This window comes from Dialister histaminiformans, assembly GCF_900103425.1.
Taxonomy (GTDB): Bacteria; Bacillota; Negativicutes; order Veillonellales; family Dialisteraceae; genus Allisonella; species Allisonella histaminiformans.
In genome coordinates, this window is record NZ_FMXA01000008.1 from 75,316 (window position 1) to 86,929 (window position 11,614).

13 protein-coding genes are annotated in these 11,614 nt (G+C 42.7%); 11 read left to right on the plus strand and 2 right to left on the minus strand.

Annotated elements, in window-relative coordinates:
• Positions 1-7: 7 nt before the first annotated feature.
• From BLQ79_RS04025 to dapA, 6 genes are all read left to right on the plus strand, one after another.
• The gene (locus BLQ79_RS04025; protein ID WP_159427838.1) at positions 8-808 is read left to right on the plus strand and encodes an NAD(+)/NADH kinase; all 801 of its coding nucleotides are present in this window, start codon (positions 8-10) and stop codon (positions 806-808) included.
• Positions 809-827: 19 nt separating this feature from the next.
• On the plus strand, positions 828-1,277 hold the full coding sequence (argR, locus tag BLQ79_RS04030) for an arginine repressor (protein ID WP_091364112.1): 450 nt from the start codon (positions 828-830) through the stop codon (positions 1,275-1,277).
• A 164-nt stretch (positions 1,278-1,441) separates the two neighbouring features.
• On the plus strand, positions 1,442-3,106 hold the full coding sequence (gene recN / locus BLQ79_RS04035) for a DNA repair protein RecN (RefSeq protein WP_091364114.1): 1,665 nt from the start codon (positions 1,442-1,444) through the stop codon (positions 3,104-3,106).
• 53 nt (positions 3,107-3,159) lie between these two features.
• Positions 3,160-3,951 carry a 4-hydroxy-tetrahydrodipicolinate reductase gene (gene dapB / locus BLQ79_RS04040; protein WP_091364117.1) on the plus strand — a complete coding sequence of 264 codons (792 nt, stop codon included), beginning with the start codon at positions 3,160-3,162 and terminating at the stop codon, positions 3,949-3,951.
• A gap of 9 nt (positions 3,952-3,960) precedes the next feature.
• A complete protein-coding gene (locus BLQ79_RS04045) occupies positions 3,961-5,001 on the plus strand; it encodes an aspartate-semialdehyde dehydrogenase (RefSeq protein WP_091364120.1) in 1,041 nt (346 codons plus the stop codon).
• 22 nt (positions 5,002-5,023) lie between these two features.
• The gene (dapA, locus tag BLQ79_RS04050) at positions 5,024-5,929 is read left to right on the plus strand and encodes a 4-hydroxy-tetrahydrodipicolinate synthase (RefSeq protein ID WP_091364122.1); all 906 of its coding nucleotides are present in this window, start codon (positions 5,024-5,026) and stop codon (positions 5,927-5,929) included.
• Between the two features lie 156 nt (positions 5,930-6,085).
• Here dapA and lexA read toward each other — a convergent pair whose 3' ends face one another.
• Positions 6,086-6,745: a transcriptional repressor LexA gene (gene lexA, locus BLQ79_RS04055; RefSeq protein WP_091364124.1), complete on the minus strand. Its 660-nt coding sequence runs from the start codon at positions 6,743-6,745 to the stop codon at positions 6,086-6,088.
• Between the two features lie 237 nt (positions 6,746-6,982).
• On the opposite strand from lexA, the gene BLQ79_RS04060 reads away from it, so the two are divergent.
• A complete protein-coding gene (locus tag BLQ79_RS04060; protein ID WP_091364126.1) occupies positions 6,983-7,258 on the plus strand; it encodes a LysM peptidoglycan-binding domain-containing protein in 276 nt (91 codons plus the stop codon).
• A gap of 59 nt (positions 7,259-7,317) precedes the next feature.
• On the opposite strand, the gene BLQ79_RS04065 is transcribed toward BLQ79_RS04060, so the two are convergent.
• Positions 7,318-8,310 carry a site-specific integrase gene (locus BLQ79_RS04065; RefSeq protein WP_091364128.1) on the minus strand — a complete coding sequence of 331 codons (993 nt, stop codon included), beginning with the start codon at positions 8,308-8,310 and terminating at the stop codon, positions 7,318-7,320.
• A 440-nt stretch (positions 8,311-8,750) separates the two neighbouring features.
• Here BLQ79_RS04065 and BLQ79_RS04070 point away from each other — a divergent pair, with 440 nt between their 5' ends.
• From BLQ79_RS04070 to BLQ79_RS04085, 4 genes are all read left to right on the plus strand, one after another.
• Positions 8,751-8,990 carry a hypothetical protein gene (locus BLQ79_RS04070; protein WP_091364130.1) on the plus strand — a complete coding sequence of 80 codons (240 nt, stop codon included), beginning with the start codon at positions 8,751-8,753 and terminating at the stop codon, positions 8,988-8,990.
• A gap of 180 nt (positions 8,991-9,170) precedes the next feature.
• Positions 9,171-9,677 carry a hypothetical protein gene (locus BLQ79_RS04075; RefSeq protein WP_091364133.1) on the plus strand — a complete coding sequence of 169 codons (507 nt, stop codon included), beginning with the start codon at positions 9,171-9,173 and terminating at the stop codon, positions 9,675-9,677.
• On the plus strand, positions 9,674-9,883 hold the full coding sequence (locus BLQ79_RS04080; RefSeq protein WP_091364135.1) for a hypothetical protein: 210 nt from the start codon (positions 9,674-9,676) through the stop codon (positions 9,881-9,883). Before BLQ79_RS04075 ends, BLQ79_RS04080 begins: the two co-directional genes overlap by 4 nt.
• Positions 9,884-10,297: 414 nt before the next feature.
• Positions 10,298-11,254: a structural protein gene (locus BLQ79_RS04085; RefSeq protein WP_091364137.1), complete on the plus strand. Its 957-nt coding sequence runs from the start codon at positions 10,298-10,300 to the stop codon at positions 11,252-11,254.
• Positions 11,255-11,614 lie beyond the last annotated feature (360 nt).

Below are 11,614 nucleotides of genomic sequence, written 5' to 3' on the forward strand. Positions count from 1 at the left end.
TGCATCTATGCATATTACCTGCGTTTTCCCGGATTATTACCGGGAAAGTGCTGAAAAACATGGACTTTTTCTGAAACCGGAACAGTATCGTTCACTGAATTGGATTGGAAACAATGCGTCATGTGTCATCTCTATCGGGGGTGATGGGACATACCTGTCACTGGCCTGTACCATGGCAGAATATGAGGTCCTTCAGGTGGGAATACATATGGGGGATTTCGGATTTCTTAATCTTATCTCTCAGGATGAACTGGAACAGAGGATTCATGACCTGTATACCGGAAATTATCTGATTGAGGACAGAATCTTTCTGGAGGCCGAGCTTGTCCATACCGATGGGACCCGTCAGTCCCTTCCTCTGGCGTTAAATGATATTGTAGTGGGACATAATGAAATAGGTAAAATGGTCCGGCTCAACTTATCAATCAACGACCTGTTTATACAGACGTACGCAGCAGATGGAGTCATCGTATCGTCGGCAACCGGTTCGACCAGTTATTCACTATCCTGTGGAGGTCCGGTCCTTCCGGCGGATTCAAGGGAAATTCTGGTTGTTCCGGTATGTACTCATACCGGACTTCGGTCACCTCTTCTGATTCCGGAAGGGGGAAGTGTACAGATAACCATTCCGGAACGTGAGAAAAAGGTACACATCTCTCTGGATGGAACATATTCTTATTCCATGACACCGGAAGACAAACTGATAGTCAGAGGACGTAAGCAGAAAATCAGATTTATCCGTTTCAGGGATCAGGATTTTTACAGGATGTTAACCAGGAAATTTGCACAGTATGCAAAGAATGAGTAAGTAGTTTTTGGAGGGCAGCATGAAACGTTCTAGAATAATGAAAATTAAGGAAATCATTCAGAATCAGGTCATTGAAACCCAGGAAGAACTGGCGGAAGCCTTGAGAAAAGAAGGCATCAATGTAACGCAGGCTACTGTTTCAAGGGATATTAAGGAACTCCGTCTGGTCAAGATTCCTTATAAAGATGGCAAATATCGCTATGCTGCCAATGCGGAAAAAATCAAATCCATTCCAAGAAGTCATGCGTCCATCATGTTTCAGGAATCGGTTACCCATATAGATCATACCGGAAATCTGGTTGTAATTCAGACTCTGCCAGGAGCGGCAAATTCCGTTGCTTCTCTGCTTGACCATGCGGAATTTAAAAATAAAATGGGAACCATTGCCGGAGATGATACCATACTCATTATTCTTCGTCATGCGTCCGATTACGATGATTTTGTAAAATTCCTGAATGAAAGCTTTTAATTTTAATATATGACAAGGTCATATTGCCAGGATATATCTGATTTTTCAGGAATCCATCGAAACAGCCACCTGGAAGTGAACGGCCAGGTGGCTGTTTTTCAGAGAAAAAGGCTGTTTATTCTGAAGGATGCCGTACTGGTTGTTTTATCATTTGGGGAGGGGAAATGCTCCAGAGTCTCAATATAGTTAATTTCGCAATAATTGATGATTCGGTCATCGATTTTACAAAGGGAGTTACTGTGTTTACCGGGGAAACCGGGGCAGGGAAATCCATTGTGTTTGACGCGCTGGCAGTCCTTTTAGGACGTCGTGCCTCCATCCATATGATTCGAAACGGTGCGGACAGCTTTCGTGTAGAAGGTATATTCAGCATGGATTCCCATATACGTTCCCTGGTGGAATCCATGGGAATTGATGCGGATGATGAGCAACTGGTTATTTCCCGTAAAATGACACGGAAAGGAAGGGGCACCTGTACGATTAATGGGTCCTTCTGTACTTTAAAACAGATTCAGACGTTAGGAGAGCAGCTGGTTATTCTGCATGAACAGAATGATAACCTGGGATTGCTTTCTTCTGATTCGTGCCGGGAAATGATTGACAGTACGTCGGACCAGGGCCGCCAGCTCTGGGAGTCTTACCATCAGGCTTATGCTTCCTGGGCGGCTGTAAAAAAACAGCTGGAGGAATTCCAGGAGAAGAAACAGGAACATGAACGAAGACTGGATATTCTTCAGTGGGAAATTCAGCAGATTTCGGATGCGGCTGTTCATGCAGGGGAAGATGACGAAATAAGCCGTAATCTGGAACGACTGGAAAACCAGGAAAAGATTCATGAAAAGCTGGGAAAGACCGTTAATCTTCTTACAGAAGAAGAAGGAGTCAATGATAGACTGGCTGAGGCGGTAGAACAATTAGAATCAGTTTCCGGGTATGATGAAAACCTGCAGCCGGTAATGGAGTCTATGCAGAATGCGTACTACACGCTGCAGGAGGCGGCTTCTAATCTGCAGTCTTATCAGGATTCACAGGAGTATTCGGAAGAAGAACTCAACAATCTGCAGTCCAGAGATGAGCTGCTCAATGATCTGAAACGAAAATACGGACCAACGCTGGATGACGTTCTTTCCTATCTGAAATCAGCGGAAACGGAATACGAAAAACTGCATACGGTAGTGTATGAAAATGATAAGCTTCAGGAAAAGTTCAAACAGCAGACTCTTGAAGTCATGGAGGCTATGAACAGGCTTTACCAGCAGAGAGTAAAGGCTGGCAGAAAGTTCTGTGAGCGACTGATGGACGCCCTGCATATCATGGGAATGCCCGGAGCCTCTCTGGAACTTCATCTGGTGCCTTCCGATGTTCCTGTCGCTTCCGGTGCCAGAGAAATGGAATTCTACTTTTCAGCTAATGTGGGCGAAGAACTTCTTCCTCTTCGAAAAACCGCGTCTGGTGGGGAAATTTCAAGAATAGCCCTGGCTATTGAAGTGATTACAGCTCCGCTTTTCCGTTCCCGAACTCTGGTCTTTGATGAAATAGATACGGGAATCTCAGGGCAGGCTGCGCTTCAGGTAGCCAGACAGATTAAGAAACTGGGAGAATCTGTGCAGGTCCTTTGTATTACTCATCTGCCACAGACAGCCAGCATAGGTACACAGTATTACCACATTCAGAAAGAGGTTCTTAACGGAAGAACGATTACCAGGGCCACCCGGAGAAATCATGAGGAACATCTGGCAGATGTGGCACATATCATTTCAGGGGACAGTACCTCCAAAGCGGCGCTGAATTCAGCAGCAGAATTAGAAAAACTGTTAAGCAACACCTGAACTGATGTTGTATAATAGAAAAAAGTGAATATAAAAATACAAGGAGGAATATCATGATTAATGTTTTAGTCAATGGTGCAGGCGGTCGTATGGGCAGTGAAGTAGTTCGCGCGGTACATGCCGAAAAAGATATGACCGTTGTTGCCGCAGTAGATCCTGGACATGCAGGAGAAGATGTAGGCCAGGTTACCGGTCTTGGCAACCTGGGGATAACCATAGCTCCGGATCTGGAAACCGGACTGGCAAATGCCAAGGTAGATGTGGTCGTTGATTTCACCAACCCATCAGTTATTTTTGAAAATGCCAGAAAAGTCGTTTCCAAAGGTGTACATATGGTTATCGGCACCACAGGCCTTACGGCAGAACAGAGAGAGGAACTGTCCGAAATGGCGGCTAAGACAGGAAGTCATATCCTGATTGCTCCTAACTTCTGCATGGGGGCCGTTCTGCTTATGAAGGTTTCCGAAGAAATCGCAAGATATATGCCGGATGTAGAAATTATTGAACTGCATCACAATCATAAGTATGATGCTCCATCTGGAACCGCTAAACTGACAGCAGAAAAGATTGCCAGAGCCCGCCAGACGGCTCCTGCAGAAGATATGACCAGAGAAAGCCTTCCCGGTGTAAGAGGCGGAAAATACGAGGGTGTCACTATTCACAGTGTAAGACTGCCAGGCTATGTGGCACATCAGGAAGTGCTCTTTGGCGGATATGGTGAAACCCTTACTCTCCGTCATGATTCTTTGAACAGACAGTCCTTTATGCCTGGTGTCATCTTAGCTGTCCGTAAAGTATCTGACCATCCGGGACTTACCTATGGTCTGGAAAATTATTTAGAGTGAGGAAATATTATGACAACTTCCAGAAATCCGAATATCGCAATCCTCGGTGCAACCGGCGCTGTAGGACAGGAATTTATTCGTCTGATTGAAGAAAGAAATTTCCCGTTTCATCAGCTGAAGCTTCTGGCCTCTGCCCGTTCAGCAGGTAAGAAGCTCATGGTATGCGGGAAGGAATATACCGTAGAAGAAGCACGTCCGGAATCTTTTGAAGGGATAGATATTGCTTTGTTTGCCGGCGGAAGCATAAGCAAGGTGCTGGCTCCTGAAGCAGTAAAACGCGGGGCTGTAGTCATCGATAATTCCAGCTCATTCCGTATGGATCCGCTGGTTCCTCTGGTAGTACCGGAAATCAATCCGGAAGACATAGCATGGCATCACGGGATTATAGCCAACCCAAACTGCTCCACTATCATCATGCTTATGGCTCTGAAACCGATTTACGATATTTCACGAATTAAGCGGATTATCGTTTCCACCTATCAGGCTGTATCCGGGGCGGGTAAGGATGGCATTGATGAACTGCTGAATGAATGTGAAGCCTATAGCCAGGGGAAGGAATATACCCCGAAGATTCTTCCCAGCGCATCTCTTCCGAAACACTATCCAATCGCATTTAATGTAATTCCTCAGATAGATGTATTCCGTGAAAACGACTACACTAAGGAAGAAATGAAGATGGTCAATGAAACGCATAAGATTTTCCACGATGATTCCATTGCCATTACGCCAACCGCTGTTCGTGTACCGGTATTAAGAAGTCACGCGGAATCCATTTACATCGAAACAGAAGAAGTCGTTTCGGTAGAGTCCGTTAAAAAGGCTGTGGACGCGTTCCCGGGAACCTGTCTTGTAGATAATCCTGCGGAAATGGAATATCCGATGCCATTGGATACATCCAATAAGAATGATGTGGCCGTAGGCCGTATCCGCCGTGACCTTACTGTGGAAAATGGTATTAATCTCTGGGTATCCGGGGATCAGATACGCAAAGGGGCGGCACTGAATGCACTGCAGATAGCAGAATATATGATTTCTAATTCAATGTTCTGATTTATAAAAAGGAGATAGGATTATGAGCGTTTTAAAGAGAAGCCTTGGCCGTGTCATTACGGCAATGATTACTCCATTTAATGAAGATGGAACAGTAAATTATGATGGTGCCGTAGCTCTTGGCAGACATCTGGTAGAACATGGTTCAGAAGGTCTGCTCGTAGGCGCAACCACTGGTGAAGGTGCGACTATGACCAATGAGGAAAAGCTTCGCCTGTATCAGCTTATGGTACGCGAACTGGGACCTCAGGTGCCGATTATTGCCAACACTGGTGGTATTGATACGTTGGCAACCATTGAATTTACAAAGCAGGTTGCAGAAACAGGAGTAGATGCAGTACTTGTCATCTGTCCATTCTATGTAAAGCCTACTCAGGAAGGGCTGTATCGCCATTTCACAACTATTGCACATGCATTACCTGACGTACCGATTATGGTATACAACGTTCCGGGACGTACCCGTTCCGACATTAAGCCGGCTACACTTAAGAGAGTAGTCGATGAATGTCCAAATGTAATTGGTGTTAAGGACGCAACTGGCAATCTGGAACAGGTATCTGAAGAACGCAGAATCCTTCCGGATGATTTCCTGATTTACAGCGGCGATGATTCCATTACCCTTCCGATTATGTCAGTAGGCGGTGATGGAGTAATCAGTGTGGCCAGCCATGTAGTAGGTGATGATATGCTGGCTATGATTGATGCTTATCAGCATGGCGATGTAAAGAAGGCACAGCAGCTTCATATTAAGATGTTCCCGATAATGACCGGACTGTTCTTTATCACTAGCCCGATTCCGGTTAAGACGGCAATGAACCTTCTCGGACTTCCGGGCGGAGCTTTCCGTCTGCCTATGGTAGATGCTAACGAAGAAGAAACCGCCTTTGTACGCAGTCTCCTGGTTAATTACGGACTCCTGGACGCATAAGGCTTACAAAGGATAGGTTCCTGTACATCCTTAGTAAGAAAAGACAAAAGGCAATACCCGCTGATATATCCAATAATGGATTATCAACGGGTATTGCCTTTTTATATGGGTTCCTGCATGAAGGTATATCCAGGATGTCAGTGAAAATACCAGATTTTAATTGTAGTGGCGGTACAGACCAACGACCTTGCCGAGAATCTGAACATTCTTGGTGAGAATAGGTTCATAGGCATCATTTTCAGGTTGGAGACGTACATAATCCGCTTCCTTATAGAAACGTTTTACTGTGGCATCTTCTCCATCTACCAGTGCGACTACAATGTCGCCATTTATTGCGGTATTCTGCTGAGCCACAATGAGAAGATCCCCTTCGTGAATTCCCGCATTAATCATGCTGTCGCCTCTCACGGTGAGAATGAATGACACCTGATTGCCAATCAGTTCCGCCGGGAGGGGGAGAACTGTTTCTATACGTTCATCTGCCAGGACAGGTTCTCCTGCGCGTACCGATCCCACAATAGGGGTAGGTACGATTTTCTTTTTCCTCCAGGACATATCCTCCGTTACCTCAATGGCACGGGAACTGGATGGATCACGCTTTATTACTCCAAGCTCTTCCAGCCTGGCCAGGTAGCCATGTACCGTGGAGGTAGAACGAAGACCGACTTCGTTGCATATTTCACGAACGGTTGGAGGGAATCCATTTTCTCTGATTTTATTTTTAATGCAATCTAATATAGCCTGTTCTCTTGTTGTAAGTGAACGCTTGCTTACTGATTTATTGTTTGACACGTTAATCTTCCTTTCAGTGGACATTGAAGGGTATACCCTGTGAAAAAAGGCATTTTATCGACATTATTCCGTAGTTATTCTTATTTCATTATAAAAGATGGAATTTGAAAGTGCAAACAATCGTTCACGAAAAATATGTTCAGGAAAATTTGTTCGCCTTTTGCCTTGACCGAACAATCGTTCTTTGATACAATAAAGACGTCAAAAGAACGCTTGTTCTGAGAATTGTTGTTCGGTGCTCGAACGAAAAGAGGGAACATTATGGGACGCTTATATTCCAAAGTTAAAATGCTTTGTTTATTTACTATATTACTCGCTTTTGCCGGTTTTGCTGTGAATGCAGACGGTTTACTGAACACTGAGCGGTACCAGTCTGTTAATGTGCAGCCAGGAGATACTCTCTGGTCCATTGCATCCAGAAACGTATCGGAAGAAACGGATATTCGTGCTTATGTTTTTGAACTGCAGGAAATAAATCACATATCTAATCCCGGAACTATCACTCCGGGGCAATCCATTCTGATTCCCCGGAAGTAAAGCAGATAGGGTAAACCCCTCTGAAGATATGGTTTGTTCATATCTTCAGAGGGGTTTTATTATCTGTCCTTTTTATTAAATATCATGGAAATTGGATTGTTAATGAACAGATTGGCTTCATTTATATAGTGGCGTACCATTTCCACAGAGCGGTGACGGGTTTGTTTCATAATAATTCGTTCTTCCACACCGTGTAAGGCCGCATAGGTGGCAAATCCATGACGAAGGCTATGCGCACCATAGAGATCTTCTTGCAGACCAATACGCCGGGCATATTTCTTTACAATCAGATTAACTGTCTTGTCGCTCAATCTGTTCGTTGCAGGAACTCCGGATTTCAGTATTCTGCGGAAAAGTGGTCCTGTGGAAAGTTCGGCTTTGGAAATCCATTCTTTTACAGCCAGGACAGCACACATATGCTTGTCTTCCAGATAGGGGATACCCAGCTGCTGTCCCTGGCCCATCTGGTCAGTCTTAGATTGACGGATGGATACAATCATCCCCTGGGGGAAAAAGGAAAGATCTTCAACATCCAGGCCGACCAGTTCACTTCTGCGAAATGCACCCATAAATCCCATGAGAAGAATCGCCTTATCCCGGACTTCAGTTATATTTTTCAGGTCCATGGATTCCACCATTTTTTCCATATCTTCCCAATATATAGGGGTTTTGCCTTTTTGTGCAATACCCTTTTTGCGGCTTAACCCCACCAAGGCTTCCTTTACAATCCATTCCCGGCAGGGGTTTTTATAATCTGGTCCGGCTGCATTATAATTTTCAGAAATGGCACTTATTCTTCTGCGTATAGTGGATGCTTTAGCATAGTCAGCCAGATCGTTAATATAGTTGACTACCGTCTCTGCCGAGGCTGGAAATGCGCTCTGTTTGTGATAGCGACACCAATCACAGAAATCATTCCAGTCTGATTCGTAGGAATCAATGGTACTTTCCGCCTTAGAATCCGCCAGAGTCTCCAAACTCTTATCGGATAATCCGTCCAGATTTCTATGTTTGGTAAAATCTCGTATATAAAAATGGTTAGATTCGGACAATTGGAACCTCCCTCATATATTAAGACTGTTTTTAAATCTACATGTAATTTTATACAAAACGTTTGTTCCAGTCAAATTAAATGGGGAGCAGGGCAGAGTTTTCTCAGAGAGACAGAGGGATGTATAGTGACTTACAAATTTATTGATAGAATACAGCCGAAGTGAGGTGGTGGCTATGTCGTGGGAAAAGTTAAAAGGAATCCTTTGCAAAATATGGGATAACCATGACTTTTTGCTAACGGCCAAAATCTGTCTTAAAACTGATGAGCAAAGGCAGGAATTAGCTGATGCAATTGAAAAAAGATAGGCAACTAATTCAGACGAAGTATTAGCATACATATTAGCAATTTATCATGATGCACCATTTAAAAGTGAAAAGCATTAAGTTCAAGCACTTGAGAACAGCTCAGGTGCTTTTATTATGAGGAAAGGAGCGATGCATGGAACAGATTTCACATGACGACAGGCTGATTTTACAGCTCATAGAGCGCCTTACGAGGATGAAAACCAAGCTGGATACTATGCTGGTAGCGTTGGAAAAATCGAATGAACGATTTATGGCGATTGATGAAAGCTTTATGGATCTAACCGACCGTATAACCCAGGTTGAATCTGAAGCCAGCAGACCTGACGAGGTAGTCAAAGGAAAGGATGATGATAATGACGAAACAGGGAATTGATGTAAGCAAATGGATGAGAGTAAATAAGAATTTAAAATGGTATTGGGGAATGAACGGGAATGCGGAATCTCGTGATTGACCTCCTTAAACGTTTTGACGGGCACCGTACAAACCCGTCGCCATAACGCATTTTATACACAGGGCCTGATGAGGGTCCTTTTTTGTTGGAATGGAGACTATATGAACTGGAGAGTAAGGGCATTATGGAAGCTGGCCCGGGCGTTTACCATGGACAAGGCACCACCTCTAAAGGAAGGATATGAGTGGAGAAGTACCAAAACCGGTAAACATTTTATAGTTAACAAGAAAACCGGAGAGATTGTAGGAGGGCACCCCGAAAAGAGCAGAAAACCTGTAAAAACCGACTCTGGTAAACACTTTACTCAAAAAGAGTTAGATGCTAACATGGAGTTGGCAGTAAATACATTGATTGGGGTAAAGTGTAAAAAAGGATTATCCACACCAAAAATTACGGTTAATCGCGTATCTGATCACACCAATTTTAGAATGTTAGATAGATGTATAAAACCTGTCGATGTCAAAAAAGCACTGGAAAATGCTGATTTAGTTATGTATGGGAATACAATCAATTCGTATGTGTATCAACACGAAAGAATTAGAATGGTTATGCATACAGATGGAACCATCGGAACATGTATAAGGATTAGGAAGAGGAAACTAAAATGAGTAATAAAGGCATAGACCTTTTTCTTAAAAAAGAATTTGGTAAGACTGTAGAAGATTTAATGCATATGACAGATAGTGAATATGACAGATTTACCAACATGGTTCTTTGTGTCGAAGCAGAAGAAAATATAAAATGCGAAGGGAAACCATTATCTCGGAGAGGAAAACTTGCCGGAGAATTGTTGGACTTGATGTACACAGATTGATTTAGTATTTTAAGCACTCATAGCGAGTGCTTTTTTATTGCCTGAAAGGATTGAACTGCCAAATGCGGAACAGCAAAGAATACAAAAAGCAGGAAGCACGTCCGGAGATAGACATGCTGCCTGCTGATTTCAGGGAACTGGGAGAAGCAGCACAACCGCTTTACCAGTTACTATGGTACAGACCATGACCGCCAAGGCAATTCAGGATGCTATAAAGCAGGGGAAGAGTAAAAAATATTCCTTGATATATTTAACGGATATACTGTCGGAGGTGTAATACCTACACAGGATATTCCTAAATGCATAGCAGAATTAACTGTCATTGTAAAACTTAAAAAGGATACAGGTTCTAAACTATACAGGCTGGCGCTTTCCAAGGTAAGAAATCATCTTAAGCGAGTAAACAAGCCGGGCATGAAAGCAGCATACAAACAACTGGTGAAAGCTATTGATTCGCTGGATGATGCTAAAATCAACAAGGCAATACACGTTGCTGCTTATGAAAAAACACGATACTTTGCTGAACGAATAGCCAGAACTGAAACTTCCCGGGCATGGAATGCCGGAGTGTTTCGAAGATGGGCCGAGGATACCGACTGTGTTGCTTTCCAATGGAAATTATCTACAGCTCATCCTGTGACGGATATATGTGACCTGTATGCTCATGCGGATTTATATGGAATGGGTCCTGGAATATTCCCAAAGGATAAGGCTCCGGAACTCCCGGCACACCCACACTGCTTATGCCATTATGAGAAGGTGTATGCGAGTGAGCTGGATTCTTTATCGAACAATAGCTTTACTGAACAAGAACAATATGGGAAAAGTAAAAATGCTATAGTTAATCACACATACCTTAATTCTGGAGAATATAGGAGAAAATTTGACACAATTACAGACAACCCTGCTGTGAATAGAACATTGTATCAAATAGCAAAAAAGATTCTTAATCATAGAAGTGGTACGTTGTATGAAGATATGTATTGGGTTGATAAAAATACTGGAGAAATAGCCTATTCAATCACCAATTCAACACTTCTTAAAAAGATTGAATACCCTAAAAAGCTAGTTAAATTGATAAGGGAAAACCCGGATAAATATGTAACAGTTCATAATCATCCAGAAAGTAGGCCGCCAAGTATTAATGATTTTAATGCAAACGTAGGGAACCATTATTCGATAGGGATTGTATGTTGCCACAATGGTAAAATATATCTTTATTATTCAAATGAATATATACCTAAAGAATTTTACGATTATCGAATTGCTAAGTATAAAAATCGATATTATAATGAAGAGGAAGCACAATTAATGGCATTAAAAGATTTAGTACGGGGACACGATATTCATTTTAAAGAGGTGAAAGTTTAATGAAAAAAAGAACTTTACATATATCTGTGAAGATGATACGCTCGATTATGAAAAGATCAACGAATACATGAAACTAAGCCCGGAAGAAATCGATAAAGCTATAAAAGAAAAAGAAAAACGCTGGGCTTTGCTAACAGAAGAAGAAAAAAGAAAAGAATGTTTTAATGCATAAATTAAGCACTCACAGACGTGGGTGCTTTTGTATTGGAGGAAACGATGAAAATAGGGTTATAGGACATTTTGTGTGTTTTTTAATGCCAATGGAGCTAGTATTTATCGAGCTTCATTGGCATTTATTTTTTCTGAGATGATTTTTGAGGGTGGACAAAAAGTGTTGTAAAAAAGTCTCAAATCCCTTGC

What these genes read in the sequence shown, in the direction of transcription:
- BLQ79_RS04025 (WP_159427838.1), top strand. Translation starts at nt 8, where the DNA reads ATGCATATTACCTGCGTTTTCCCGGATTATTACCGGGAAAGTGCTGAA.
- argR (WP_091364112.1), top strand. Translation starts at nt 828, where the DNA reads ATGAAACGTTCTAGAATAATGAAAATTAAGGAAATCATTCAGAATCAG.
- recN (WP_091364114.1), top strand. Translation starts at nt 1,442, where the DNA reads ATGCTCCAGAGTCTCAATATAGTTAATTTCGCAATAATTGATGATTCG.
- dapB (WP_091364117.1), top strand. Translation starts at nt 3,160, where the DNA reads ATGATTAATGTTTTAGTCAATGGTGCAGGCGGTCGTATGGGCAGTGAA.
- BLQ79_RS04045 (WP_091364120.1), top strand. Translation starts at nt 3,961, where the DNA reads ATGACAACTTCCAGAAATCCGAATATCGCAATCCTCGGTGCAACCGGC.
- dapA (WP_091364122.1), top strand. Translation starts at nt 5,024, where the DNA reads ATGAGCGTTTTAAAGAGAAGCCTTGGCCGTGTCATTACGGCAATGATT.
- lexA (WP_091364124.1), bottom strand. Translation starts at nt 6,745, where the DNA reads ATGTCCACTGAAAGGAAGATTAACGTGTCAAACAATAAATCAGTAAGC.
- BLQ79_RS04060 (WP_091364126.1), top strand. Translation starts at nt 6,983, where the DNA reads ATGGGACGCTTATATTCCAAAGTTAAAATGCTTTGTTTATTTACTATA.
- BLQ79_RS04070 (WP_091364130.1), top strand. Translation starts at nt 8,751, where the DNA reads ATGGAACAGATTTCACATGACGACAGGCTGATTTTACAGCTCATAGAG.
- BLQ79_RS04075 (WP_091364133.1), top strand. Translation starts at nt 9,171, where the DNA reads ATGAACTGGAGAGTAAGGGCATTATGGAAGCTGGCCCGGGCGTTTACC.
- BLQ79_RS04080 (WP_091364135.1), top strand. Translation starts at nt 9,674, where the DNA reads ATGAGTAATAAAGGCATAGACCTTTTTCTTAAAAAAGAATTTGGTAAG.
- BLQ79_RS04085 (WP_091364137.1), top strand. Translation starts at nt 10,298, where the DNA reads ATGAAAGCAGCATACAAACAACTGGTGAAAGCTATTGATTCGCTGGAT.